25 protein-coding genes are annotated in these 24,743 nt (G+C 43.7%); 12 read left to right on the forward strand and 13 right to left on the reverse strand.

What is annotated here, in order from left to right; all coding sequences use genetic code 11:
- Nucleotides 1-22 precede the first annotated feature (22 nt).
- Entirely contained in the window at nucleotides 23-1,354 is a 1,332-nt protein-coding gene (locus HCN54_RS13490; protein ID WP_167598919.1) for a deoxyguanosinetriphosphate triphosphohydrolase, read from the forward strand.
- On the opposite strand, the gene dxs is transcribed toward HCN54_RS13490, so the two are convergent.
- Nucleotides 1,347-3,119 (reverse strand): 1-deoxy-D-xylulose-5-phosphate synthase, encoded by a 1,773-nt coding sequence (gene dxs / locus HCN54_RS13495; protein WP_167598195.1) that lies wholly within the window; start codon nucleotides 3,117-3,119, stop codon nucleotides 1,347-1,349. The genes HCN54_RS13490 and dxs overlap by 8 nt on opposite strands.
- 96 nt (nucleotides 3,120-3,215) lie before the next feature.
- On the opposite strand from dxs, the gene HCN54_RS13500 reads away from it, so the two are divergent.
- Genes HCN54_RS13500 through HCN54_RS13510 form a run of 3 tightly spaced genes read left to right on the forward strand, consistent with a single transcriptional unit; the run spans nucleotide 3,216 to nucleotide 6,262 of the window.
- Nucleotides 3,216-3,671 (forward strand): nucleoside deaminase, encoded by a 456-nt coding sequence (locus HCN54_RS13500; protein WP_167598196.1) that lies wholly within the window; start codon nucleotides 3,216-3,218, stop codon nucleotides 3,669-3,671.
- An 18-nt stretch (nucleotides 3,672-3,689) separates the two neighbouring features.
- Nucleotides 3,690-5,594 carry a DUF294 nucleotidyltransferase-like domain-containing protein gene (locus HCN54_RS13505; protein WP_072983003.1) on the forward strand — a complete coding sequence of 635 codons (1,905 nt, stop codon included), beginning with the start codon at nucleotides 3,690-3,692 and terminating at the stop codon, nucleotides 5,592-5,594.
- A gap of 2 nt (nucleotides 5,595-5,596) precedes the next feature.
- The gene (locus HCN54_RS13510; RefSeq protein ID WP_167598197.1) at nucleotides 5,597-6,262 is read left to right on the forward strand and encodes a 3'-5' exonuclease; all 666 of its coding nucleotides are present in this window, start codon (nucleotides 5,597-5,599) and stop codon (nucleotides 6,260-6,262) included.
- Here HCN54_RS13510 and HCN54_RS13515 read toward each other — a convergent pair.
- The 3 genes from HCN54_RS13515 to HCN54_RS13525 all read right to left on the reverse strand — a co-directional run bounded on the left by HCN54_RS13515 (nucleotide 6,255) and on the right by HCN54_RS13525 (nucleotide 8,881).
- On the reverse strand, nucleotides 6,255-6,839 hold the full coding sequence (locus HCN54_RS13515; RefSeq protein ID WP_167598198.1) for a hypothetical protein: 585 nt from the start codon (nucleotides 6,837-6,839) through the stop codon (nucleotides 6,255-6,257). The genes HCN54_RS13510 and HCN54_RS13515 overlap by 8 nt on opposite strands.
- A complete protein-coding gene (locus HCN54_RS13520; RefSeq protein ID WP_072982998.1) occupies nucleotides 6,826-7,305 on the reverse strand; it encodes an ankyrin repeat domain-containing protein in 480 nt (159 codons plus the stop codon). Before HCN54_RS13520 ends, HCN54_RS13515 begins: the two co-directional genes overlap by 14 nt.
- Nucleotides 7,306-7,387: 82 nt before the next feature.
- The gene (locus tag HCN54_RS13525; protein ID WP_072982996.1) at nucleotides 7,388-8,881 is read right to left on the reverse strand and encodes a catalase; all 1,494 of its coding nucleotides are present in this window, start codon (nucleotides 8,879-8,881) and stop codon (nucleotides 7,388-7,390) included.
- Nucleotides 8,882-9,033: 152 nt separating this feature from the next.
- Here HCN54_RS13525 and HCN54_RS13530 point away from each other — a divergent pair, with 152 nt between their 5' ends.
- Complete coding sequence (locus HCN54_RS13530; RefSeq protein WP_167598199.1) at nucleotides 9,034-10,197, forward strand: serine hydrolase domain-containing protein; 1,164 nt, start codon at nucleotides 9,034-9,036, stop codon at nucleotides 10,195-10,197.
- A 1,066-nt stretch (nucleotides 10,198-11,263) separates the two neighbouring features.
- On the opposite strand, the gene HCN54_RS13535 is transcribed toward HCN54_RS13530, so the two are convergent.
- Nucleotides 11,264-11,629, reverse strand: a complete 366-nt coding sequence (locus tag HCN54_RS13535) for a hypothetical protein (protein ID WP_167598200.1) — start codon at nucleotides 11,627-11,629, stop codon at nucleotides 11,264-11,266.
- A gap of 128 nt (nucleotides 11,630-11,757) precedes the next feature.
- Nucleotides 11,758-12,546, reverse strand: a complete 789-nt coding sequence (locus HCN54_RS13540) for an HNH endonuclease (protein ID WP_167598201.1) — start codon at nucleotides 12,544-12,546, stop codon at nucleotides 11,758-11,760.
- A 415-nt stretch (nucleotides 12,547-12,961) separates the two neighbouring features.
- Between HCN54_RS13540 and HCN54_RS13545 the strand changes: the two genes are divergently transcribed.
- The 3 genes from HCN54_RS13545 (at nucleotide 12,962) to HCN54_RS13555 (ending at nucleotide 16,337) form a co-directional block, all read left to right on the forward strand.
- Nucleotides 12,962-13,471, forward strand: coding sequence for a DUF1440 domain-containing protein (locus HCN54_RS13545; protein WP_072982982.1), 510 nt, complete (start codon nucleotides 12,962-12,964; stop codon nucleotides 13,469-13,471).
- 160 nt (nucleotides 13,472-13,631) lie between these two features.
- Nucleotides 13,632-15,800, forward strand: coding sequence for an FUSC family protein (locus HCN54_RS13550; protein ID WP_167598202.1), 2,169 nt, complete (start codon nucleotides 13,632-13,634; stop codon nucleotides 15,798-15,800).
- 36 nt (nucleotides 15,801-15,836) lie between these two features.
- A complete protein-coding gene (locus HCN54_RS13555) occupies nucleotides 15,837-16,337 on the forward strand; it encodes an aminotransferase (protein ID WP_167598203.1) in 501 nt (166 codons plus the stop codon).
- Here the strand turns inward: HCN54_RS13555 and HCN54_RS13560 are convergent.
- Nucleotides 16,334-17,470, reverse strand: a complete 1,137-nt coding sequence (locus HCN54_RS13560; RefSeq protein WP_167598204.1) for a methionine aminotransferase — start codon at nucleotides 17,468-17,470, stop codon at nucleotides 16,334-16,336. The genes HCN54_RS13555 and HCN54_RS13560 overlap by 4 nt on opposite strands.
- Nucleotides 17,460-18,041 carry a DUF3109 family protein gene (locus HCN54_RS13565; RefSeq protein WP_072983818.1) on the reverse strand — a complete coding sequence of 194 codons (582 nt, stop codon included), beginning with the start codon at nucleotides 18,039-18,041 and terminating at the stop codon, nucleotides 17,460-17,462. The genes HCN54_RS13560 and HCN54_RS13565 overlap by 11 nt, the downstream gene beginning before the upstream one ends.
- Before the next feature lie 204 nt (nucleotides 18,042-18,245).
- Between HCN54_RS13565 and HCN54_RS13570 the strand changes: the two genes are divergently transcribed.
- Together HCN54_RS13570 and HCN54_RS13575 are read left to right on the forward strand one after the other, a co-directional pair.
- Nucleotides 18,246-18,818: a MarC family protein gene (locus tag HCN54_RS13570; protein WP_072982977.1), complete on the forward strand. Its 573-nt coding sequence runs from the start codon at nucleotides 18,246-18,248 to the stop codon at nucleotides 18,816-18,818.
- A 9-nt stretch (nucleotides 18,819-18,827) separates the two neighbouring features.
- Entirely contained in the window at nucleotides 18,828-19,058 is a 231-nt protein-coding gene (locus tag HCN54_RS13575) for a hypothetical protein (RefSeq protein ID WP_167598205.1), read from the forward strand.
- On the opposite strand, the gene HCN54_RS13580 is transcribed toward HCN54_RS13575, so the two are convergent.
- From HCN54_RS13580 to HCN54_RS13595, 4 genes are all read right to left on the reverse strand, one after another.
- The gene (locus HCN54_RS13580; RefSeq protein ID WP_167598206.1) at nucleotides 19,053-19,346 is read right to left on the reverse strand and encodes a hypothetical protein; all 294 of its coding nucleotides are present in this window, start codon (nucleotides 19,344-19,346) and stop codon (nucleotides 19,053-19,055) included. The genes HCN54_RS13575 and HCN54_RS13580 overlap by 6 nt on opposite strands.
- A 5-nt stretch (nucleotides 19,347-19,351) precedes the next feature.
- A complete protein-coding gene (locus HCN54_RS13585) occupies nucleotides 19,352-20,938 on the reverse strand; it encodes a S41 family peptidase (protein ID WP_167598207.1) in 1,587 nt (528 codons plus the stop codon).
- On the reverse strand, nucleotides 20,939-21,379 hold the full coding sequence (locus tag HCN54_RS13590; protein ID WP_072982969.1) for a deoxycytidylate deaminase: 441 nt from the start codon (nucleotides 21,377-21,379) through the stop codon (nucleotides 20,939-20,941).
- 87 nt (nucleotides 21,380-21,466) lie between these two features.
- On the reverse strand, nucleotides 21,467-22,051 hold the full coding sequence (locus HCN54_RS13595) for a HupE/UreJ family protein (protein ID WP_072982967.1): 585 nt from the start codon (nucleotides 22,049-22,051) through the stop codon (nucleotides 21,467-21,469).
- Between the two features lie 127 nt (nucleotides 22,052-22,178).
- Between HCN54_RS13595 and HCN54_RS13600 the strand changes: the two genes are divergently transcribed.
- A complete protein-coding gene (locus tag HCN54_RS13600) occupies nucleotides 22,179-22,625 on the forward strand; it encodes a hypothetical protein (protein WP_167598208.1) in 447 nt (148 codons plus the stop codon).
- Complete coding sequence (locus HCN54_RS13605) at nucleotides 22,618-23,622, forward strand: YihY/virulence factor BrkB family protein (RefSeq protein WP_072982964.1); 1,005 nt, start codon at nucleotides 22,618-22,620, stop codon at nucleotides 23,620-23,622. Before HCN54_RS13600 ends, HCN54_RS13605 begins: the two co-directional genes overlap by 8 nt.
- On the opposite strand, the gene HCN54_RS13610 is transcribed toward HCN54_RS13605, so the two are convergent.
- Nucleotides 23,619-24,677, reverse strand: coding sequence for an endonuclease/exonuclease/phosphatase family protein (locus HCN54_RS13610; protein WP_410503570.1), 1,059 nt, complete (start codon nucleotides 24,675-24,677; stop codon nucleotides 23,619-23,621). The two genes, HCN54_RS13605 and HCN54_RS13610, sit on opposite strands and share 4 nt — an antisense overlap.
- Nucleotides 24,678-24,743 lie beyond the last annotated feature (66 nt).

Raw genomic sequence — 24,743 nt, forward strand, 5'->3', positions numbered from 1 at the left:
TTGCCAAAAATTGCACACTATGATGAATTGGGAGCATTTACTTTCCTTAAAAAGACAGGGCGATACCGCAAAAAGACTGCGTATAGAACAGGACGACACACGCCTGGGTTTTGAGGTTGATTACGACCGCATTATCTTTTCGGCAGCCTTTAGAAGCTTGCAAGACAAAACCCAAGTGATTCCGCTTTCTAAAACAGATTTTGTTCACACGCGCTTAACACACAGCATGGAAGTTTCTGTGGTGGGCCGCTCTCTAGGTCGTATGGTGGGTAAAAAATTATTGGAGAAATACCCGCACTTAGAGCAGGTGTATGGGTATAAGTTTAATGACTTTGGGGCAATCGTAGCCGCTGCGGCTTTAGCACACGATATCGGTAACCCACCTTTTGGGCACAGTGGGGAGAAAGCGATAGGCGAATTCTTTAAAACCGGATACGGGAAACGTTATAAAGACAGTCTAACGGCGAAAGAATACCAAGACCTCATCAAGTTTGAAGGTAATGCCAATGGCTTTAAAGTGCTTTCGCAAAGCAAACCGGGAGCTCCGGGAGGCTTGCGCTTATCTTATGCTACTTTAGGTGCATTTATGAAATACCCTAAAGAATCACTTCCGCACCGCCCTACAGATCATATAGCCGATAAGAAGTATGGCTTTTTTCAGTCTGAAAAAGAACTCTTTGAAGATGTCGCCCAAGAACTGGGCCTTTTAAATCGAAGCTCTACAGATGATCTAAGCTGGTCGCGTCACCCACTGGCCTATCTTGTTGAGGCTGCTGACGATATTTGCTATACCATCATTGATTTTGAAGATGGTATCAACTTAGGCCTTATCCCCGAAGAATACGCCCTTGAATATATGGTAAAGCTCGTAGGCCAGACTATAGACCGCAATAAATACAATGCCTTGCAGGAGACTTCAGACCGGGTGAGCTACTTGCGCGCATTAGCTATCGGCACATTGATCAATGAAAGTGTTGAGACCTTTATGACCTATGAGGAGGAAATTCTTGCCGGTACGTTTGACCAGTCGCTTATTGACAAAAGCAGCTATCAGGCCCAGATCACAGACATTATCAATCTGAGTATAGACCGTATTTACAACAGCCGCGAAGTGATCGAAAAAGAGATCGCCGGGTATGAGATCCTTTCTACATTGCTTGAGGCGCGTTGCCGAGCTTTAGACAATAACGATACGCATTACAACCAACTCATTCAGCAACTCTTAGCTCCTGCTGATCAATCTGAAAAAAGCTTGTATCAAAATCTTATTCAGATTTGTGCCGAAGTCTCTACGATGACTGACGGAAAAGCGTTGCGCAATTACAAAAAGATTAAAGGCCTTGACATTAAATAAGTGTTAAGCAATGCGCTACGTGCGCCTTAAGGCTTTCAAAATCCAGACCCACCGAAGCTCTTAATTCTTCGGTGGTTCCTTGTTCAATAAATGTATCAGGAATACCTAATACCTGCAGTTTCCCTTTATAATTTTGGCGTACGGCTTCTTCTGCGACAGCGCTACCAAATCCTCCTGATACTACACCATCTTCGAGCGTGATCACGTTAGTATAGGTGCTAAAAATTTCTTGCAGCGCCGCAAGATCCAGCGGCTTTACAAAACCAAAATAATACACCGCTACCTCATTTTTAAAAGTATCCGCAAGTTGAAGCGCCGTTTCGGTCATCGTGCCGGTCACGAGAAGGGCAATGTTATCCCCTTCGGTTAACTTTTCGGCCTTACCTATTTCTATTTTTTGAAAGTAGGTTTTCCAGTTGATCGTAGTTCCGCGACCTCGCGGATAGCGTATGGCAACAGGCTGCTCTAAACCCAGCTGGGCAGTAAACATTATGTTGCGCAAACTTTCTTCATTCCGCGGAGCGAAAATGATAAGATTGGGAATGCAGCGTAAATAGGCCAGATCAAAAACTCCATGATGCGTCGCCCCGTCTGCGCCTACCAATCCAGCGCGATCCACACAAAAAATAACCGGAAGCTTTTGCAAGGCCACATCGTGAATCAATTGGTCGTACGCCCGCTGCAAAAAGGTAGAATAGATCGCACAAAAAACGACTCCGCCTGCTGCAGCTATTCCGGCGGAAAGCGTAACCGCATGCTGCTCGGCGATCCCTACATCAAACGCGCGCTCAGGAAACTCCTGCATCATATATTTTAACGAACTCCCGGTAGGCATTGCCGGTGTGATGCCTACGATCTTTTTATTTTTCTTGGCCAACTCTACCAGAGTCAGCCCAAATACATCCTGATATTTTGGAGGTTGTGGTGTGGTGCTTTTAGGGTTTAACTCTCCTGTTACCGCATTAAATTTTCCCGGTGCGTGATAGACCACTTGTTCTTTTTCGGCTTGTTTGAGTCCCTTGCCTTTGGTGGTGATCACGTGCAAAAACTTAGGACCCTTTATTTTCTTAAGCGTCTTGATGATCTCCAAAAGCTTGTCAATATCATGCCCGTCAACCGGACCAAAATACTTAAAGTTCAAGGCCTCAAAAATATTCTCTTGCCGTTGACTTCCGGTTTTTACATTGGTCAGGTAATTTTTCAACGCACCCACACTCGGGTCAATTCCAATTGCATTGTCATTTAAGATGACGAGTAAATTAGCATCACTATCACCGGCGTGATTCAAGGCTTCAAAAGCCATTCCGCTGGCAATAGATGCATCACCGATGACGGCGATATGCTGACGTTGCGTATTCCCTTGTATCTTCGCTGCGATCGCCATACCCAGCGCAGCAGAGATCGAGGTGCTCGAGTGCCCGGTTCCGAACGCATCATAAACACTTTCTTCTCGCTTAGGAAAACCGCTCAATCCGCCCAGTTGCCTATTAGTATCAAAGTTATCCCGGCGTCCGGTAAGGATTTTATGTCCGTAGGCTTGATGTCCCACGTCCCAGATGAGTTGATCTTCAGGCGTATTAAAGGCGTAATGCAGCGCCAGTGTGAGTTCAACAACACCCAGACTTGCTCCCAGATGTCCTTCTTTAGTGGCAACAATATCTATAATAAACCGGCGCAATTCTGCGGCAAGTTCGTTTAACTGTGCTACCGGAAGTTTGCGTAAATCCTGCGGGTCATTTATGGTTTCTAAAAGCGGGTAACTCATAAAACAAAGGTAGCCGAACTTCAAGAAATAATTAGTGGCACATTTAAAAATGATACTGCAAAAAACTTTTTATCTTCAAGCTTTAAAACCAACCGCATGGCGCTAATTGAACCTTTTGACGATCACTATTTTATGAAAAAAGCCTTGCAGGAAGCTGAGACTGCTTTTGAGCTCGGCGAGATTCCGGTAGGTGCAGTCGTCACGGTAAATAACCGCATCATTGCCCAAGCACATAATTTAACCGAACGCCTGCACGATGTGACCGCACACGCCGAAATGCAAGCCATTACCGCAGCAGCCAATTTTTTAGGCGGAAAATACTTAACCGATTGCACGCTATACGTTACGCTTGAACCCTGCCAAATGTGTGCCGGTGCTTTGTATTGGAGTCAGATCAGCAGGATCGTTTTTGGTGCGGCAGACACCAACCGGGGTTATCAAAAAATGGGAACGCATTTGCATCCTAAAACGCAAGTAACTTCAGGTGTGCTAGAGACCGAAGCTGCCCAACTGCTCAAGCGCTTTTTTATCGAGCGCCGTAACCTCAACTAACGCTAAACTTCTAAGCTTTTGAAAAATACTATTGCAGAACGTGTTGCCGATTTCTTAAAACGCTATCCGCCATTTCAATTCCTGGCAGCAGACAGCCTCTTGAAGATCGCTGCGCAAATCGAGGTGCTCTACTTTGAGAAAGACAAACCTATCTTTAAAGAACACGATACCAACCACGCTATGTTTTACGTGGTTAAAGACGGTGCCGTACGGGTGTTTAGAACGGTAGATAACCAACCTAAAATTGTAGATATTTGTGATGAAGGCGACATCTTTGGTCTGCGTCCGCTGATCACAAAAGAAGATTATGAACTCTCTGCTTCTGCTAATGAAGAGTCTATCATTTATGGGATCCCTATAGACCTTTTTCTGCCCATCGCTTTAGAACACAAAGAGGTGAGTAACTTTCTTATCGCCAGTTTTGCCTCTAATGTGAGTGACCCCTATTCCCTTGAAGAAAGCGGAAAACTATTCACCGAATATTCTGTAGAACGCAACAGTGAGATCTTTGATCTACAAAAAGCGCGTTACTCTAAAAACATACTGACCTGCACGCCAGATACTACTATAAAAGTAGCGGCAAAGAAGATGAGCCACCGCGATGTGGGTTCCATTGTGGTGACACACGATGAGAAACCTGTAGGCATCATCACCAACCGTGATCTGCGTGACCGTATCGCTACGGGAGATTTTAATATCTCAGATACGGTGGATAAGATCATGAGCCATCCGGTTAAATGTTTTCAGAAAGATCCTACGGTGGCACAAGCCCAACTGATTATGCTTAAGAACGAAGTAAATCATTTGTGTATCACCGAAGATGGCACGCCAGACACCAAACTACTGGGGCTCATCACAGAACATGATATTGTAGTTTCGTTTGCTAACAATCCGGTGGTGTTGTTAAAAGAGGTAAAACTCGCAAAGCGCACCAAACGCCTGCGCGATGTACGGCTTAAAGTTTCGCGTTTGCTTAAAAAGTATTTAGATCAAAACCTGCCGCTGTCGCAAATTCTCAACATTCTCAATGAGATCAATTATGCGATCGCAGTACGGGCGCTGGAACTTTCTCTTTTAAAGATGGAAACTCCGCCGCCGTGTAAATTTGCCTGGCTGGCTTTGGGAAGTCAGGGACGCAAAGAGCAACTTCTGTTTACAGATCAGGATAATGCCATTGTGTTTGATAACGTTCCCGAAGAAGAATACGAGGCAACCCAGGCATATTTTATAAAACTAGCACGCATCACCACGCGTGCGATGCATAAAGTGGGCTATGCCTATTGCCCTGCAGATATGATGGCGAGCAATCCGCGCTGGTGTCAGTCGCTTTCCGAATGGAAAAAACAATACCACACCTGGATCACCGATCCCACCCCGGAAACCCAACTGCTCTCTGCCATCTTTTTTGATTACAGTTATGTTTTTGGCGACACCCAACTAGTAACTAAACTTTCAGACAGTATTCTTGATACTTTAGATACCAACCCAATGTTTTATCGGGTGATGGCTAAAGATGCTATCCGCAGTCCGTCGCCGTTGGGGTTCTTCAGACAGTTTCTGGTAGAAGAAGGTGGCGATCATAAAGACTTTTTTGATATCAAAACCCGTGCATTGATGCCGCTAATAGATGCTGCGCGTGTGCTGAGTCTCAATCATAAATTGCGCAACATCAACAATACCGCCGGTCGCTTTGAGCGCCTTGCCGAACTGGAACAGAACAATAAAGAGATTTATGAAAACTGCTCGTATGCTTTTAAGGCCTTACTGAAATTCAGGACCAAGCAGGGAATTTTACACGACGACTCCGGAAGGTTTATTGAATTAGCAACCTTAAGCAAAGCCGAAAAACTTAAGCTGAAGCGCTGCTTTAAGTCCATTCACGACATTCAGGAATTATTAACCCTTCGATACAATCTCAAATAAATATGCGCATTCCGTTTTTCAGCAAAACCCCTGAGCCGCCTGAATTCTACAAAAACTACGCAGCGCAATTTTCAGGAAAAAGCCTTCCGGAATTTGAACAGGCGCGTTTTATTGTTTTTGATACAGAAACCACCGGCACCAATGCCCGCGAAGATCGTATGCTTAGCATTGGCGCCTTAGAGCTTAAGGGAAACACCATTAGCCTCTCCAGCAGTTTTGAACTGTATGTGGAACAAGACGTGTTTAATGAAGAAGCTGTTGCTATTCACGGTATTCTACGTGAAAACCGGAAATACAAAAAGGTAACCGAAGAAGAAGCTGTAAAAGCTTTTTTAGAATTTATAGGCGATGCCATTCTTGTAGGGCATCACGTAGGGTTCGACATTGGCATCATCAATTATGCGCTTAAACGCCTGGGCGCTCCTAAACTGAAGAATAAGTTTACCGATACCGGGGTGTTATATAAACGCACGGTACATTTGGTAAACATCACAGACCCCAATAAAGTATATACGCTAGACGATTTATGTGAAGAGCTGAATATCGCCCGAACAGACCGACACAAAGCAATGGGTGACGCCTATATCACAGCCCTGGCCTTCCTAAAGATCCTTTCTAAATTAAAGACCAACAAAAAGTTTAAACTGAAGCAGATTCTACTCAATTAAAATTCCTTGCATTTTTAGATTGATACGCCAGACGATCGACCTCATCAAAATATTTAAACTCTGAAATTTCAGACTCATTGAGCATTTTTTTGATCCTACCGGTGTACGGACTACGCTCTTGACTGATCAACTCCTGAAGGTGTGCCTCAAACGTGCTGTAAAGCAATTGTAACAAACGCGTTTTCACCCCGGCATCTTTGTAATACTGCATAAACTTTTTACAACAAGACAAAAACAGTTGGGGATGCGTGATCAAACTATCTACAACCGTATTAAAATAGTCTAATACTTCAGGACCGTGAAGGGTAGCCACGAAGTGTTTTTCAGCAACTACATCGTTTGCGGGTTTAAACAACCACAAATTTTTTTTGATGAATTGAGAATAATCTTGGGTACTGCTATAGTACACATCAAGTCCCAGACCAGTGCTTATAACAAATACATTATGACCGATAGCATTGATTAGAAATCGGTTTAATTGACGTTCGGCCTGCGGGTACAGCACCGGCTTACGCTTAAAACCAACATTTCTAAAACGTATGGAGTGTAAGTCTTGTACTACTTTAGGGTGTAGCATGCTTTAATAGATTTTCTATTTGATCTAAACCTTGCATACGTGCATGGTCTTCGGCTTTTAGATCTCTAGAATCTCTTAATTCAGGGTTTGCTCCGCGCTCCAATAACAATTCAACCAGTTCTTTTTGATTAAACGTTGCTGCATAAATCAATGCGGTCGCTCCATTAAAGTTCTGCACATTCACATCGGCACCTTTATCGATCAGGAGTTTTGCCACTTCGGTATACCCTTTAAAACACACGCCCATTAAGGCGGTATTTCCTGAGGCATCTTTAGCATCAATAGCAGCACCTTTATCAATAATCGTCTCGGCGATTCCTTTGTGTCCGTAATAGGTAGCTAACAATAACGGGGTAGATCCGCGCTGGTCTTTTTCGTTGATCAATTCGGGGTGCTCCGTTAATAGCGCTGCAACGGTTTGCTCATCTTCAGAACGAATGGCATTAAATAGAGATTCTGATTTCATCTAGTTAAAATACTATATTTTTTCAAAAAAAAAGCGAGGCAGCTATAATTTAATCCGCCTCGCATATCTTATATATCTTGGTTTATACGTCTTGTGGAAGCACGTTACTATTAGGATCAACACCGGTTTTCATCGCTTTGATCGCATCTTCCACTCCTTTTCCGTATGCAGGATCTGCCTTGTAAAAATGGCCTAATTGACGCTGTACAATAGGTTCTGAAACACCATCTAAAGCAGTAGCAATAGTCACAAACATACGCTCTTTTTCATCTTGTGGCATCAAACGGAACAGATCTCCCGGCTGCTTATACACGCCAAACTCATCATTCTCTTCATAGCGTTTTACATCACCACTAATGCGCATTGGCGGCTCTTCAACCTCCGGTACTTCAACAGCACCACCTTTAGAATTCGGTTCGTAATACGCGTCTGGGTTTCCAAAATCGTTGGTGAAGAAACGCATCGGTCCGTCTTTGTGGTAATGATTAACCATCGCGTTTTTAGGCGCATTAGCCGGCAATGCTTCATAATGCGTTCCTAAACGATAACGGTGTGCATCAGCATACGAGAAAATACGCGCTTGCAATACCTTATCTGGTGAGAACCCAATACCCGGCACCACGTTAGATGGCGAATACGCAGCATTCTCTATAAATTGAAAGTAATTCTCAGGATTCTCATTCAACTCCAACTCCCCTACTTCAATAAGCGGATAGTCATCGTGTGGCCATACTTTAGTAAGATCAAACGGATTGAATGGTAAGTTCTCTGCTTCAGCCTCCGGCATCACCTGAATTTTCAACGTCCATTTAGGATAGTTTCCTTCGTCAATGGCTTTAAACAATTCTTCCTGATATTTTTCACGGGTTTGCCCAATAATATCCGCAGCCTCTTCATTAGTATAGTTCTCTATTCCTTGCTGAGTCTTGAAGTGAAATTTCACCCAAAAACGTTCTCCATCCTTATTCCAAAAACTAAAGGTGTGCGAGCCGTAGCCATTCATGTGCATAGGTGTCTTAGGGATTCCTCGGTCAGACATTAAGATGGTGACTTGGTGTAAACTTTCGGGAGAAAGCGACCAGTAATCCCACATAGCTTCAGGCGAACGCAAGTTGGTTTTAGGATGACGCTTTTGCGTATGAATAAAGTCGGGAAACTTATAGCCGTCACGAATAAAGAATACGGGGGTGTTATTCCCTACCATATCCCAGTTTCCTTCTTCGGTATAAAACTTAAGCGAAAATCCGCGCACATCACGCTCGGTATCTGCAGCGCCAGCTTCCCCGGCTACTGTAGAAAAACGCGATAGTATCGGAGTTTGCTTCCCTACTTCAGAAAATAATTTGGCACAGGTATATTTTGTGATATCATGAGTAACAGTAAATGTTCCTTGTGCTCCCCAGCCTTTGGCGTGCACTGTACGCTCTGGAATGCGCTCACGGTTTTGGTGTGCTAATTTTTCAAACAATTTGTAATCCTGCATTACTACAGGACCGCGATCGCCGGCTGTTTGCGACTTCTGATTATTAGAAACCGGTGCTCCCGCTGAGGTGGTCATTTTCTTTTGCTCTGCCATGATATCTTTATTTTTTGGTAATTTTCCTACCAAAGGTATTTATTGAGTTTGCCGATTTTATTAGAAAATGATTAAAAAATAGCATTCAATCATTAGCAAAAGCTATTTAACTTTTATTTACCATAATTTTTAACAATAATATTAACAGTCTGATGAAAAAACACTCCGCGCGCTTGTATGGCCTTTTTGGTATACTTCTTTTAACCATCAATACCCTTTGTGCACAAGAATATTATTTTCCCGAATATCAAGCCGAATGGAAAACCGCACCAGCAACCTCCGGTGCGTTTACCGAAGCTTCGCTCCAAGCCGCAGTTGATTTTGCTATGGAACACGAATACACCGGTTCACGCGATCTGCGCCAGGCAATTTTAAAAGGATTTGAGCGGGAGCCGTATCATCATATCGCCGGACCCACAAAAAAGCGCGGCGGACCTGCGGGAATGATCATAAAGAACGGCTACCTCGTCACCAGTTGGGGCGATACGCAGCGCGTAGATATGACGTTTAGCGTCACCAAAAGTTTTCTCTCAACCACTGCCGGTCTTGCGGTAGATGCGGGCATCATCACCAATGTGAATGATCTGGTAGGCGATTATATCTGGGACGGAACCTTTGATGGTGATCACAACAGCCAAGTTACTTGGAAGCACCTGCTAGAACAAAACTCCGATTGGAGCGGCGAACTCTGGGGCGGAAAGGACTGGGCAGACCGCCCACCGCGTGAAGGCGGTATTGACGCTTGGAAGAACCGCGAACTGCGCACCCCCGGAACGTTCTTTGAATACAACGACGTGCGGGTAAATGTACTCGCCTACGCACTCACGCATACGTGGCGCAAACCGCTTCCGCAGGTATTGAAAGAACAGCTTATGGATCCTATAGGCGCTTCTACCTCGTGGCGCTGGTTTGGCTATGATAACGCGTGGAGCACCATAGACGGTCTCCAAATGCAAAGCGTAACCGGCGGCGGACATTCCGGTGGTGGGATGTTTATCAGTGCTGAAGATATGGCGCGCTTTGGACTCTTATTCCTTAATAATGGTGTTTGGGACGGTAAGCGCTTGCTTTCTGAAGCTTGGGTAAAAGCGGTACAACAACCTTCGGCGCCAAATCCTAATTACGGCTATATGTGGTGGCTGAATCAGCAAGGTGCGCGCCACTGGAAAAACCTCCCCGAGCATTTATACTATGCTGCCGGTTTTGGCGGAAACTTTATCGTCATCGATCAAGAAAACGATTTGGTCATCGTACTCCGCTGGCTAGAGCCCAGTCAGATCGAAGCCTTTTTGGAGTTGGTTTATGGAGCTTCATAGACTGGAGACTGGAGATTTGAGATAATAGATTAGAGATAAAAGAATAAAGACGGTTTAAAATACGGAAGTAGAACTGCGACTTAAACGTCATTTCGACCATCGGGAGAATTTGCATCTGGTGTGTGCTTTGTCAAAAGCCCTTATCCCCAGCCCTTCTCTAGTGGGCAGTCTCAGTTGGCAGTTTGCTGTTTACTGCTTACTGTTTTAGATGTTGCCGCGCTGCCTATTCATTTCCTATTGACAATTGTACCTCTGTTGCCGCGCTGCCTGTCCCAATGTAAATGGGGAATTGTATCGCGTGTATAAAGTAATCGAAAAGTTTTCCGTTTTCTGTTTGTGGTATTAAATACTCATACCCGAAGGGTTTCCGCTTCTTTTCTTCCTCTCTTGCCCCGCTGCCTGTCCCAATGTAAATGGGGAATTGTATCGCGTGTAGGTTTACATACTGTCGTTAAATCCTTATGAAACAATTATAAGCGCTTAACACTATCAGCTCCCCTCCTTGTTGAGGAGGGGTGGCAGCAGCAAGCACATAGTGCGCAGCAGCTGACGGGGTGGTGCTCACGCAAACTTACTAAAACCACCTCTGCCCAGCTACGCGGACTTCCCCCTCATCCCCAACCCTTCTACCAAAGGAGAAGGGAGTTAGCGACTTGTGTGACCTCTCCTAACGTCGAGGTGACTAGGCGCAATCATACCGGAAGGATTAAACGAATCTAATATTCCCTCGGTTCCGAATAGACGTAGGAAGCTTATGGTTAAGTCGACAGTAGCAGTCTTCAGTTTTCCGTCTTCTGTTTTCAGTTTGTGGTATTGAATACGCATACCCGAAGGGTGACACGAATCTAATCATCCCTCGGTTCAGAATAGCTGCAGGAAGCTCCGAAGGACAGGAGCGGTAGCGACGCGGAGCTGACAAAGCGGTTTTTGCCTGATAAGGCAAAAAATTCCTAAGCGAGGGGGTCTTTTCTTTTGGTTCGTTTTCTTTGGACAAGCAAAGAAAATGAACAAACATGATTAGTAAACAAAATTACTCAAGCTGCTGCGCTGCGCTACCCTCCAATGCCTATCTACGTTGTTTTAACTTGTGAATTGACCTATCAAGTAACATAGGGTTTACGTACCCAAAAAAGCTTATCGTACTATCTTGTTTGTGCACCAAAACTATAAAGCGTTCTCCGGGTTTAAGCGTTCTGTGAATGTTAAGCTCATAGCCAATTAAAGGTGTCTCTTGGTCTAGGAAGTATTCATAGTTTAGCACCCGATTTCTTGGCAATGAAAAACTCAATAGATTACTAAGCACCCTACCTTCTACTTCATAGAACCCCTCAGGTTCAAAATCAGCATACGACAAGCCTTTGTTATTGGTAGAAGATCTACAGCCCATCGTAAACATACTAACGAGTAGTAAAAGTGCAATTATGCTTTTCATAGAACATCTTGTTAGGCCACAATATGAAATACATCAAGGTGATAAAAGCGCTATATACGTGCCACCAGTTACAGACTGGCGGTAGCGGGGAGTGGTTTAGTCCTTATTTGTAATATTTAAAAGTCTAATTAAGCCAAAGTTTTACATTTAGTAATTATATCCTTAAGTTCTTCGACGCTCAGTTCTTTACCATTTAATTTTCTATGAAGCATAGAATGGCAATTTGGACATACTGGTATTAAATCGTGTTTATAATCAATTCTATAGTTTTCTCCGATTTCGTGAATTGGTATCAAATGGTGAATGTGAATAAAATCTGTTCCAATTTCTCCGTACATTTCTTTAAAGTTTATATCACAAACCTTACAATTCACTCCATGGAAATTCACAGCATTTTCTCTTGCTTTTGAACTTCTTTCATATTTGTTGACAACTATTGCTTTCTTTGCTCCTTCATATAGTGTTTTGTTTTCTTCTACAATATCAGGGAAAAAATCTGTTTGATAATTGTCGGTAAAGTAAATTTCAATGTGCCTTAGAAGGTTATCATTCTTTATTTTTACTGGTCCCTGTGGCGCAGCTTTCAATCCGTTTACTTTAAGATTCTCGAGTTTCATTTGATTATTTGAAACTTGCTCAACTAACCGCAAAGTCATAAATTTTCCATTTAGTGATTTAAAATATTCTTCCTCGTCAAGCCAATATTCTTTATCATTTCTAATTTGATCAGAATTCAAATCAATTTTATCTACGATACATTTATATTGTATCATCATTAAAGGTCGAGTACAGTATATATATACAGTATCTCCAACTTCAAATTTTGCATTTCCTTGTCTCCAATCTATCGATCCGTGATGCTCGAATGAACTAGAATGATCATACATTCTAGAGTTTGCGGAAATTATCCAATTCATTTAAAGTTTTTGGTTTTAATACTACTTAGCTTGTTCAGAAATACAATCAATTCTAGGCACCCTAAATTGCTATTGGGTTATCGAAGCATTTATACTTCCCCTAAATCTACCCCAAAATCCCCACACCACTTTACGCAATTCCATAATTATCAATAATTAAACTCCTAAAACCTGCAAATAGGGTGTATTTCCCCGTGGGTCTGCTACGGTCTTTATGCATTGTTTTACCATAGTTTCTCCATTGTTTTACCATTAAACCCCAGTATTTATGGGCAAACAATGGAGTATTAATGGACAATCTATGCTCAATCTCCCTGTTAAGCCCATTTTACGCTCGTGCCGCAGGTGTCAAAAAGCTGTTAAACCCAAAGGCCTTGTGTGGTATCCTTGTTACCTTTAAACCAAACAACAAATTATGAGCACGACCCTTGAAGCCTGGTTAGAAAAAGATACCTTCACCTCTAATGTTAGTCGCGGTTTGATCTCCGGCGTATTGGGCGGTCTTGCCGGTACTTTGGTCAAAACAGCGATCGAGAAAGTGCTTCCGGTACGTAAGCCCAATACCCGCTCGGCACAGATCAAAATGGTAGATGATCTCTCGATGAAACTTACCGGAGAGCGCATTAGCGAAAGCAACCACGAGCTGGCAGAGCAGTTGGTGAATGTGCCTTTTGGTGCTAGTTTAGGTGCGACCTACGGCTACGCTAAACGCGATAAGTTAGATACTAATATTTTTGACGGTGCAGCCTATGGTGCAACGACGTGGATAGGTACGCACGAGACCTCGTTACCTTTGTTAGGGCTTAAAGACAATCCGACCGAGATCCCGGCGAAAATTCAGGTGAATGAACTCTTGGCACATTTGGCATTTGGGATCACTACCGAGTTGGTACGCGGTTATGTAGCCAAAAAATTACGCGAGTAAAAATTTCGGGCAACACCTAAGATCTAGTTGAAGGTATAGTTATCGCTTGAGGCTATTGCGAGCGCCTTTGATCTGGATTATCGAGTAAACCGCGCAATTTGGGTAAAAAGTGTCACCTTTACCTTGCAGAAGCACCGCCTTCTGCCCCTAATATTTAATAGTGAATTTCAGGCAGTACCATACCCAAACCACCCGCTTTTTTAACAGTACAGATTTTGCTAAAGCACTGCTCATCACCTTTGGCGTGGTGGCTCCTATGCTTACCGGGTATCTTCTGGGAGCGCTCAATATTGGGTTGGCATTAGGCACAGGCGTTTTGCTATCATCGCCCAGCACGGTTACCGGCAGCCTTAAAAACAAACGCATTGGCATCTTGCTTTCAGCACTTTTAGGCGGAGTGATCAGCTTGATCGGTGCGTATATTCCGCCTACGCTTTGGGTACAATTGCCCTATCTGGGCATCACCGTTTTTGCGCTTTCGATGCTTTCGGTATATGGATTTCGCGCTTCGCTTATCGGCTTTGCGGGCTTGTTTGCCGTAGTGCTCAGTTTTGCCAATCTATCGGCATCCGGTCTCCTGCCTTATGAACGCAGCAGCCTTATTGTTTTAGGCGGAATTTGGTATTTAGCATTGACCTTGCTCTACGACCTGCTGGCGCCTAAAAAACAGATCGAAGAACTTTTTGAAACCGCACTCAACCTGAGCGCGTCTTATATTGAGGCGAGAGGCGAATTCCTGAAACAGGCGACCGACCGAGACAGCGGCCTGCAACGCTTGTTTGTGATTCAGAGTGAGTTTAACGAGCATCTCGAAAAACTCCGCGAGATCTTATTACAAGCGCGGCATGCTTCGGGTACTTCAAGCTATTACCGCAAGCGTTTTCTGGTGCTTACCGAATTGGTTGATCTTTCTGAACTCTCGTTGACGAGTCCTATCCCACCACAGCAAATGCATGAGGTGCTTAAAAAGTATCCCGAGCAGCTTGAGGCGTTCATTCAGCTGAACAAAGCGCAAAGCGAAAGCTTAAAACGTATTGTCACTACCAATTTGCAAAAGCACGACCTCAACCTCAACTCCCTAGAGCAACGCCTTAAAAATGCTAAAGGTGCCCTCTTACTGCTGAAGCAACAACCGGTAACTACAGACTATATCGTATTGCACAACTTATACGAATTGCAAGAAAAACAGGCGCAGCGCATTTTTGGTATCGCAGATTTGTTAGACCGAAGAAAAAACATCAAAGACACCAATACCGACTCGCCCAAGGAGCTGGAAGGTTTTATCACCAAACAAGATTACAGTTTTCAGCTTTTGCTCGAAAACCTCAACCGCGACTCCCCGATCTTCAGACACGCACTGCGTATTGCCGTGACCGCGATCGCCGGGATCACCTTAGGGAATTTATTTTCGGTGCAAAACCCGTATTGGATCTTGCTGACCATTGTGGTGATTATGCGCCCGGGCTATGGCCTTACCAAACAACGCTCTAAACAACGTATTCTGGGAACCTTGCTGGGTGCCGTGGTAGCAGCAGGCATTGTTTATTTTTTTGAAAATGACAAAATGCTTTTTCGGGTGTTGGCGATCCTCAGCTTTGTGGGTGCGCAAGCCTCGCTACAAAAAAACTACCGTACCGGCGCCTTGTTCATTACGCTGAGTATCATTTTTGCTTATGCGCTGCTGCGCCCGGATGTGTTGGCGGTAATTCAGTTTCGTGTGATCGATACTGCCGTAGGAGCAGCACTGGCTGCCTTGGCGAATGCCTTTTTATGGCCCACTCGAGAAGCCAAAACGCTTAAACAAAACCTTGCCGATAGTCTGCGGGCACACCGAAATTACCTTGCCGCCATTGAGCAACATTACGATACTAAAGAAGAGCTAGCACTTGCCTATAAATTGGCACGTAAAAAAGCGTTTATCGCCACCGCCGGACTCAACAGCGGGGTGCAACGCCTGCTGCAAGAACCTAAAAGCAAAGGCAAACTCACCGGAAAGCTTTATGAACTGGCGGTACTTAATCACGCATTTCTGGGAGCGCTAGCTTCGATTGGTGCTTATTTACGTACGCACAACGTCACCCGCCGCAGTGAGGCCTTTCATCAGGTTACCGCTCCGGTTTTTAAGAATATCGATCACGCTTTGTTGTTGCTGGAAGCACAAAATACGCAAGCAGAATGGGAAGTAGAAGACCTGATTCCCTTTGAAACACAACTGACGCAAGAGCCGGATGAAGCGCTCCTGGAAACCCATATTTTAAGCGAACAACTCGCATCGCTCAAACGCCTAAGCGAACAGGTAAATAAGCAGTTGAAAAATTTACATGCGTAATTCTAGAAATCCTAACTTTAGCTAAAACCCAAAAATATGGCTACATTAAAATTAAGTTCTAGTTCGTCTAAAGGAGATTTTAAAGTACTTGACGGTGCTAAAGAATTGTGTGAGGTGGTGTATAAAAATTGGTTTTCGAGCACTGCGATTACAAACTTGAAAAAGTCGGTTATTGAGATCAAGCCCAAAAATATCTGGACGAGCAAAGTAGATCTTTTTAAAAACGACCGCAATGTGGGTGACATCACATTTAACCTTAAAGGGCAGATGGTGATCCGCTACATCAATCCTGACCGCACGGAAGTCAATTATATTCTCAAAAACGTTTCAGGGCTTAAGCTGAAGTTTGAGGTGTATAATGCCGAAAAACAACTGCAGTTTAAGCTGATATGCACCAGTAAATGCCATCAACTCAGCTACAACTATGAGGTAGAACCGGAAGCTTTTGATAAACAAACCGATCTGGAAGAACTATTGGTCTATTGCGGGTATGCTGCCAACCTTTATATTTCGATCATTAGCGCGGCAGCGCTTTAGATCGAATTGAGAATTGCTGCTGCTTTGAGCAGCGTATCTTCTTCTTTAGCAAAGCAAAAACGCAACAGATGATCATCACGTTGTTCTTTATTAAATACCGATACCGGAATGCTCGCCAGTCCCTTTTCTTTCGTAAGATATTCGGCAAAGGCAACATCATTTAGATCACTGATTCCTGTATAATCCAGCATTTGAAAATACGTCCCTTCAGAAGGTGTAAAGCGAAAACGTGAACCTTGAATCGCGTTTAGGAACACATCGCGTTTCCGCTGATAAAAACTACCCAGATTTAAATAATGCTCAGGTTCGTTCAAGTATTCAGCGAGTGCCACCTGGGTAGGATGGTGCACACAAAACACCGTGTTTTGATGTACTTTATTGAATTCTGCCATCAGCGCTTTTGGCGCAAGACAGTAACCCATTTTCCAACCGGTGGTGTGAAAGGTTTTTCCAAAAGAAGCCGTCACTAGTGCACGTTCTTTTAAGCCGGGATATGATGCGACACTGCGGTGTTGCTTTTCATCAAATACAATATGCTCATAAACCTCATCGCTCAAGATTAAAATATCGGTGTCTTTTACCAATTCTTCTAGGCGTTTTAAGTCGGCATCCTTCAGCACCATTCCGCTGGGATTATGCGGATTGTTTAAAACCAGCATTCTTGTTTTGGGCGTGATCGCTGCGGCTACCGCATCCCAATCTACCGTAGTGTAAGGTGCATCAAGTTGAACCGGTACGGGAATTCCGCCTTGCAATTCAATCGTAGGCTCATACGTATCGTACGCCGGTTTTAAAACGATAACCTCATCGTCGCGATGCACAAAAGCTGTGATCGCCACATACAAAGCTTCCGAAGCACCTACAGTGATGCAGATCTCATGTTCCGGATCGTAAGTTGCACCACGAAGCTCCTGCACCATAGCTGCAATGTTTTTGCGTAGCGGAAGATATCCCGCCAGTGGTGCATATTGATTGGCGCCATTTTGCATAGCTTGAGTCACCAACCGAATCAACTCCGGGTCTGTATTAAAATCAGGAAAGCCTTGCGATAAGTTGATGGCGTTGTATTGCGCCGCCATTTTGCTCATCACAGCAAAAATAGATAGTTTGTTCTGCGGGAGTTTACTTCGCATCTTCTTGCTTCAAAAGCTCCACAACCGCTTCTAACTCCTCGTACCAAGGCGCACCAAACTTGCGAATAAGCGCATCTTTAGTAAACTTATATACAGGCACTTGCAACTCTTTACCCAAAGTACAGGCATCGTCACAAATAGGCCAGCGCTCGTAGTTTACTGCGGTGAATTTAGAATACTTCTGCAAACGCACCGGATACAAATGGCACGAGATGGGTTTTCTAAAATCTACCTCGCCCGCATTGTAGGCATCCTCGATCCCACACGAAGCCACCCCTTCTTTGGTAAAGGTCACGTAAGCACACTCAGCACCATTGACCAATGGAGTTTCCAGTTGGTCCAGATCGGTTTTAATGTGTGTACCCTGAGCTTCGATCGCCGCGATCCCTTCCGGGCGCAAAAAAGGCTTCACCTTAGGGTAGATTTCCTTTAAAATTTCAACTTCCTGAGGTTCAACCGGCGCTCCTGCCTCTCCGGCGATACAACATTCTCCTTTACACGCAGCGAGGTTACAAACAAAATCTTTGTTGATAACGTCTTCTGAAACTATGGTTTGATCTATCTGAAACATAGCGCAAAGATACATGTTCTCCCGCTGAGCGCAGTGTATTTCTACATTCTTGTTTTAGAAGCGCACGTGCTAAAACCGTGCGTAAAATCATTAGCCTCCAGGTACTTTGAAGCACATTATCTAATCGTTAAATCTTTGGGTTTTAATGCTTATTAATCAAAGAAATAGATGTAATTTTGCGCCCTCTTTAAAAAAAGGATAGCGATGGCATTTAATATTAAAGAAATCATAACGGCGACCATGATCCTATTTGCGATCATAGACATCATTGGTAACATCCCGATCATCATTGGGCTGCGTGAAAAGGTAGGGCATATTCAGAGTGAAAAGGCTTCTATAGTAGCGGCAATGTTGATGGTTGTGTTTCTTTTTGTAGGTAAAGAAATCCTGAACCTTATAGGTATTGACGTCAATTCGTTTGCCGTAGCCGGTGCTTTTATTCTGTTTTTTCTGGCTTTAGAAATGATCCTAGGGATCTCTTTGTATAAAGATGACGCTCCTGAAACCGCTAGTGTGGTGCCGCTTGCCTTCCCGTTGATCGCAGGAGCCGGAACAATGACCTCCCTGCTTTCACTGCGCGCAGAGTATGCCGTAGAGAATATCATCGTGGCCATTTTTATCAATATTGTGATCGTTTATGCAGTATTGAAAGCCTCTGGCCGCATCGGAAAAATTCTAGGAAAACAAGGAATTAACATCATACGCAAAATCTTTGGTGTAATTTTGTTAGCGATGGCGGTTAAGCTGTTTACTACAAATATTCAAGGACTCTTTTAAACCCAGCTCATGAAAGTTGCACTCTATATCATTCTTGCTTTGGCAAGCGCTCTATTGATATTTAACCTGACCAAAGTAGATTATAGCGCGCCGCTTACCGGCGACAGTACGGTTGCTGTAATTTCGGTAGTGGCTTGTTTATGTGCGATGTTACTCGTAGTGATTTTACTTATTTCAAGAAAAATTGCCGAAAAGAGCAAGGCGGCTCAAAAGACCAAGACCATCAAAACGCAGTTATAATAGCGCGACAAGCGAGGGATTGATGAATTCATAGACGATCCCGGCGATAAACGTGAGCACGGCAAGTATTAAAAATACTTTGTGCAGCTTTTGATACACTAGCGTACGTTTGAGCTTTTTACGCAGCTCATCATTCTCAATGCGACTCATTTGCTCTTTGATCTCTGCGGCTTTGAGATAAAACGGACTCACCGATATGCCATTTGAGATGAGCAGGCCTGCACTGTTGTCTAGCAATCTGAATACTGCTGCAATACAAAAAACAAATATGGAAGCTATAATTACCATAAGCACTACTCGCGGCTCAGTTCTTTAATTTTGATGATGGCAGGATCTTCTTCATTGATCAGCTTTTCAAATACCGTATTCCCAAAAAGCTGTTGCGCCATTACGGCCTTAAGATAACGCTTTAAATCGTCTTTATAATCCCTTACTCTGATTTTTAAACTGCGTTTACTCATGTAATTCACAAAATCAGTTATGGTTTTATCACTGATGCTTACCGTTTTACTGAATTCTTCAAAAGAAAGGCTATTATAGTACGGGCGGCGCTGCTCAATGATCTCAAAAATAAAACGAGACATAAAGCCCGAGCGCAACGCGTAGGTTATCGCTTCTTTCTCATAATTGGTATCCTTTGGGATAAACACATCAGGGATGATTCCGCCGCCGCCATAGACCACCTTTCCTCCCGGAGTAACATAGCGAAGACTATCGGCTACGGTGATGCTGTCTGCGCTTTGCATCTCCCCGTTTTTATAGCGCGAAAGATAATCTTCATAGTAGGCTTTGTTCCCGGAATCATAAGGTCGCTGAATACTTCTACCAGTAGGCGTGTAGTATCTGGCGATGGTGAGTCTGACTGCACTACCATCTCCCAGTTGCATTTCTCGCTGCACCAAACCTTTACCAAAAGAACGTCTGCCTACGATAACACCGCGGTCATTATCTTGTATAGCTCCGGCAACGATCTCACTAGCAGAAGCCGAATTCTCATTGATCAACACATACACCATCCCGTCTTCAAAAGCACCTTCATCGGTAGCATAGGCGTTTTCGATCTTTCCGGTTTTGTTTTTAGTGAACAGAATGAGTTTATCTTCTTTTAAAAACTGATCAGCAATTTGTTCTGCTGCCGAAATATAACCTCCCGGATTTCCGCGCAGGTCAAGAATAAGTTGGGTGGCGCCCTTTCGTTTTAGCGTTACCAAAGCTTTTTCAAATTCTTGAGGGGTACTTTCGGCAAAACGGTTGATTTTGATGTATCCTAACGTATCCGTCGCCATATACGAAGCGTCAACACTTTTGAGCGGCACTACTGCTCGGGTAACTTTAAAATCGAGCAAACCTTCTACTCCCGGGCGTTTGACTTTGAGCGCTACTTTAGTATTGATCTGGCCTTTTAACTGGTTGGTGATCGTATCGTCACGCACCACAGCCCCGGTTAACGACTGGTTATCTGCCGCCACGATGCGATCGCCACCGCGTATGCCGGCCTTTTCACTTGGACCTCCGGGAATGGCTTGAATGACTGCAATGGTATCTCTAAAGTTGTAAAAACTGATCCCTATACCTACAAAATCCCCTTTCATACTCTCACTCACTTCCTGCAATTCACTCGGGGGAATATACACAGAATGCGGATCGAGATTTTCGAGTATTCCGTTTACGGTTACCTCAACAATACTATCTGTATTTATAGGATCTACATACTCATAATCTATGTAGTCTATGAGACGGTTGAGTTTTTCTTTTTTGGCATTTCCGCCTAAAATATTGGTAGGATTGCTGCTGTAGTTGAGTTGGCTCCCAATGAAAATACCCAGGGCTACCGCCACACAGAAAAAGATAGGAAGGTATTTTTTTTGGTAACCGCCCATTTATTCTTCAATATTTTCAATGCAGTCTACTTGTACTCCGGCGCGACGTAAGAATTCGATTCCGCTAGGGTCTTTATAGGCTTTGTGAAAAACCACACGTTTGATACCGGCCTGATGTATGAGTTTACTGCATTCGGTACACGGAGAAAGCGTGATATATAAGGTTGCTCCTTCACAAGATTGGGTAGAAGACGCTACTTTCAAAATCGCATTAGCTTCTGCGTGAAGCACATACCACTTGGTGTAGCCTTCATCGTCTTCACATATGTTTTCAAAACCTGTGGGCGTCCCGTTATAACCGTCTGAAATAATCATCTTATCCTTAACGATCAAAGCGCCTACTTGTTTTCTTTTACAGTAAGAAAGTTTTGCCCACTCCTGCGCCATACGTAAATAGGCGATATCGTAGGTCAATTGTTTATCTGAAGTTATTGAAGACATAAATCTATAATCCCGAAGCTGAAATACAAGTCGTTAAGTTTGCGAAGATAAAAAACTTGCGTCGCTTCTCATCCCACAAAAACTGCTTTACCACGGATAATTTGCTATTAACATCGGAATTACCATACCAATGACAACGGCAGATATGAACATCACCCAATCTCTGCGAGAGAACCTGAAAATGGTTTGGCAGATAAACCCAATGATCAACACGATAAGCGTGATAATGATCTGCGCAGCTTCGATACCTAATGCGAATTCTGCCAGCGGCAACAACTTATTAGACAAATGGGCTGTTAACTGCTCAAAAAAGCCTGAAAAGCCTAAGCCGTGAATCAACCCAAAAAACAAGGCCGTAATGAGCAATACACCCAACTTGTCTTTGTGCGCTCCCCTACCTGCAGTAAACACATTGTACAATGCTGCAATAAAAATGGTCACCGGTATTAAAAATTCAATAAGACCGCGGTTGATGCGTACTACATCATATACTGCAAGCAGTAATGAGGTGGTATGCCCTAAAGTGAATAAGGTCACCATCAATAACACCCTCCGCCAATCTTTAAACACATAGGGTACTGATAAAACGATAAGAAATAAAACGTGGTCGTATGCCGTGTAATCTAAAACGTGATCAAGACCAATTTTAAAATAGAACCAGAAATCTGACATAGGGGAAACTTAGTATTTTCTCAAAACTACAATTATTTCCCAAAGTTGCGCTGTTAAACGTTAAACTATGTCTAAACAGATTTACCACAAAATGCCGCTTTTGTAATTTCAATTTTAAAATTTACATATGCGCCGTTTTCTTTATGTTTTTACAGCTGCTCTGGGGCTGCTCGTTGTAGTGGCTTGTGGCGCTACACCCGGAATTACCACTACAAAAAAGCAATTGCTTAACGCCCCGTCGTACACGTACATAGATACCAAAGGCAATGTATACTCGATCTCCTCAAAGAAACTGATCTACGAACCAGTCTCAGCAGACAATACCATTGATGGCCTGGATGATGAAGGACGTTATCTGGAGCTGAATATTGAGCTGAACGATTATACTAAAATGGCTGCGGAATGTGAACGACAACTGAATACTACACAAAAAGAATTACCTGCCAACTATACCGGATATGCGATCCCTACGCTTACCCGTAAAGACAGTCTTGAAACGCAGAGCATAGACTTGAGCATTGAAGCGGTAGACGAACTCGATTATGTGATCAAGCCCTTTCTAAACGATGAATAAACCCAAGAATCCCATATTAAGACAAGGCTTTACGCTATTTCAGTTTCTTAAGAAAACTTATGTGGCTTGGGATCGGAATGACCCGTTTGCTAAAAGTGCGATCATTGCGTATTACACCTTATTTTCGTTGCCCTCACTGCTGATGATCGTCACCTCGATCGCCAGTGCATTTGTAGGTCCCGAAGCTGTACAGGGACGCATTCACGATGAGATCTCAAGATTTATCTCTCCTGAGGTCGCCATCGCCATTGAGCAAATGATTGGCAAAGTTACCCTACAAAATGACAATTGGATCACTTTGATCATCAGTATAGGAGCATTGATCTATGGTGCTACCGGAGTGTTTTTTCAGATGAAAAAAACCATGAACACCATCTGGAATGTTACCGAAAAGAACGACAACTTTAAACGGATGCTCATCAACCGGGCGATCGCTTTTGGAATGGTGTTGGTTTTAGGATTTATGCTGCTGGTAGCCTTTGTGATCACGGTACTGCTTAACCTGCTCACAGATTACTTATCACAATTTGCACCGACTATTACCGTCGTGTTTGCCGATGCCTTGCGCTTTCTCATCTCTTTTGCGTTCATCGCCGGCCTCTTTGCTGCAATTTTTAAAATTCTCCCCGATGTAAAAATGGGATATAAAACCACCGTACTTGGCGCCAGCATAACTGCAATTTTATTCTTGGTTGGGGAAAGCATTCTCGGCTATTACTTTGCCAGCAGCAATCCGGCTTCGGTTTACGGGGGTGCTGCTTCGATCGTATTGATTTTACTTTGGGTGAACTACACTTGTTTGATCTTATTTTTTGGTGCAGAAATCACTGTGCAATATGCTTTGGTCAAAAAGCACAAGATCGTACCTAGCAGCCACGCAAAACTGGCGCACTCTGAAGAAATGGCTGCGCTTCGCGAAAAGGAAAAACAAATAGAAGCTGATAAAAAAAAAGCCATAGAATTAGCAACCAATCCTGAAGAACCGCCAAAAACCTAATCCGTTTTCCGTATTAGAGCGATGTATACAGGAAAGTGATCGCTGTAGCCTCCGGTGTAATTTCCGTTAGCGAAACTGCGAAAAGGATAACCTTTGTAAGGCCCTTCCGGAGTTTGCAAAAAGCGTTTATTAAATATTCCTGCTTTATAAAACTGAAAAGTCTCGTAGTCTTTAGAAAGCCAAGCGGCAGAAAGCAAGATCTGATCAAATAAGTTCCAGCTGTCCCGATATGCCAGCGTACCTTGACCGCGTTTGGCCATGCGTTCCATTGGGTTATAGATCTCGCGCAAACCTACAGCTTCTACACGAGCTTTGGTTTTCAACACCTTCTTTAAACTTTTGTCTTTAGGATCATCATTAAGATCCCCCATACTCACGATTTTAGCGTAGGGTTCCTGACTTAATATAGAATCCATAATCTTTTTATTCAAGGCTGCGGCCGCCATACGTCGTGGTCGGGTGCGTGCCTCTCCTCCACTTCGCGACGGCCAATGGTTGACGATCACGTGCATACGCTCTCCGGCCAAATTACCGGTTACCAGAAGTTGGTCTCGCGTATAAATACGTTTGTCTTCACGCTCGGTATCGTACAATTCCAGTTCAAAAACTTTGCTATTGATGACTTGAAAGACTTGCGTATTATAGAGCAGTCCTACATCAATTCCGCGCCGATCAGGAGAGTCGTAGTGTACGATCCCATAATGCGCTGAGCGCAATACTTCTTGGCCGCTAAGCTCTTGAAGCACCTTTAGGTTTTCAATTTCAGCCACACCGAGTATTGCGGGCGGCCCTTGTGCTTCCTCCGGACCAATCTGCGCAATGACCTCAGCCATTTTTGCTAGTTTATCGGTATAGATTTCCTGCGTCCAGCGGTCTTTTCCATCAGGGGTACGATTGTCATCGTAAGTTATGGGATCATTTTCGGTATCAAAAAGATTCTCAAGATTGTAAAATGCCAGCGTAAGCATTTGATACTGTTGCGCTTCCTGACCAAAAACACACAGAAATGGGATAAAAAAGCACACTACCAGAACACTTAATCGAATATTTCGCATAACACACCTAAAATCAAATAGTTAAGATACATTATTTTCTACTTTAGATACGTACGCCCCTAGAAA

The organism is Leeuwenhoekiella sp. ZYFB001 (assembly GCF_011784865.1).
Classification (GTDB): Bacteria; Bacteroidota; Bacteroidia; order Flavobacteriales; family Flavobacteriaceae; genus Leeuwenhoekiella; species Leeuwenhoekiella palythoae.

Excerpts from the sequence above, each read along its gene's own strand:
- HCN54_RS13510 (WP_167598197.1), top strand. The coding sequence starts at position 5,597 with ATGCGCATTCCGTTTTTCAGCAAAACCCCTGAGCCGCCTGAATTCTAC.
- HCN54_RS13525 (WP_072982996.1), bottom strand. The coding sequence starts at position 8,881 with ATGGCAGAGCAAAAGAAAATGACCACCTCAGCGGGAGCACCGGTTTCT.
- HCN54_RS13595 (WP_072982967.1), bottom strand. The coding sequence starts at position 22,051 with ATGTCAGATTTCTGGTTCTATTTTAAAATTGGTCTTGATCACGTTTTA.
- HCN54_RS13520 (WP_072982998.1), bottom strand. The coding sequence starts at position 7,305 with ATGAAATCAGAATCTCTATTTAATGCCATTCGTTCTGAAGATGAGCAA.
- HCN54_RS13540 (WP_167598201.1), bottom strand. The coding sequence starts at position 12,546 with ATGAATTGGATAATTTCCGCAAACTCTAGAATGTATGATCATTCTAGT.
- HCN54_RS13535 (WP_167598200.1), bottom strand. The coding sequence starts at position 11,629 with ATGAAAAGCATAATTGCACTTTTACTACTCGTTAGTATGTTTACGATG.
- HCN54_RS13600 (WP_167598208.1), top strand. The coding sequence starts at position 22,179 with ATGCGCCGTTTTCTTTATGTTTTTACAGCTGCTCTGGGGCTGCTCGTT.
- HCN54_RS13585 (WP_167598207.1), bottom strand. The coding sequence starts at position 20,938 with ATGGGCGGTTACCAAAAAAAATACCTTCCTATCTTTTTCTGTGTGGCG.
- HCN54_RS13610 (WP_410503570.1), bottom strand. The coding sequence starts at position 24,677 with ATGCGAAATATTCGATTAAGTGTTCTGGTAGTGTGCTTTTTTATCCCA.
- HCN54_RS13515 (WP_167598198.1), bottom strand. The coding sequence starts at position 6,839 with ATGCTACACCCTAAAGTAGTACAAGACTTACACTCCATACGTTTTAGA.
- HCN54_RS13500 (WP_167598196.1), top strand. The coding sequence starts at position 3,216 with ATGGCGCTAATTGAACCTTTTGACGATCACTATTTTATGAAAAAAGCC.
- dxs (WP_167598195.1), bottom strand. The coding sequence starts at position 3,119 with ATGAGTTACCCGCTTTTAGAAACCATAAATGACCCGCAGGATTTACGC.
- HCN54_RS13570 (WP_072982977.1), top strand. The coding sequence starts at position 18,246 with ATGGCATTTAATATTAAAGAAATCATAACGGCGACCATGATCCTATTT.
- HCN54_RS13580 (WP_167598206.1), bottom strand. The coding sequence starts at position 19,346 with ATGGTAATTATAGCTTCCATATTTGTTTTTTGTATTGCAGCAGTATTC.
- HCN54_RS13590 (WP_072982969.1), bottom strand. The coding sequence starts at position 21,379 with ATGTCTTCAATAACTTCAGATAAACAATTGACCTACGATATCGCCTAT.
- HCN54_RS13565 (WP_072983818.1), bottom strand. The coding sequence starts at position 18,041 with ATGTTTCAGATAGATCAAACCATAGTTTCAGAAGACGTTATCAACAAA.
- HCN54_RS13490 (WP_167598919.1), top strand. The coding sequence starts at position 23 with ATGAATTGGGAGCATTTACTTTCCTTAAAAAGACAGGGCGATACCGCA.
- HCN54_RS13605 (WP_072982964.1), top strand. The coding sequence starts at position 22,618 with ATGAATAAACCCAAGAATCCCATATTAAGACAAGGCTTTACGCTATTT.
- HCN54_RS13555 (WP_167598203.1), top strand. The coding sequence starts at position 15,837 with ATGGCTACATTAAAATTAAGTTCTAGTTCGTCTAAAGGAGATTTTAAA.
- HCN54_RS13575 (WP_167598205.1), top strand. The coding sequence starts at position 18,828 with ATGAAAGTTGCACTCTATATCATTCTTGCTTTGGCAAGCGCTCTATTG.
- HCN54_RS13560 (WP_167598204.1), bottom strand. The coding sequence starts at position 17,470 with ATGCGAAGTAAACTCCCGCAGAACAAACTATCTATTTTTGCTGTGATG.
- HCN54_RS13530 (WP_167598199.1), top strand. The coding sequence starts at position 9,034 with ATGAAAAAACACTCCGCGCGCTTGTATGGCCTTTTTGGTATACTTCTT.
- HCN54_RS13545 (WP_072982982.1), top strand. The coding sequence starts at position 12,962 with ATGAGCACGACCCTTGAAGCCTGGTTAGAAAAAGATACCTTCACCTCT.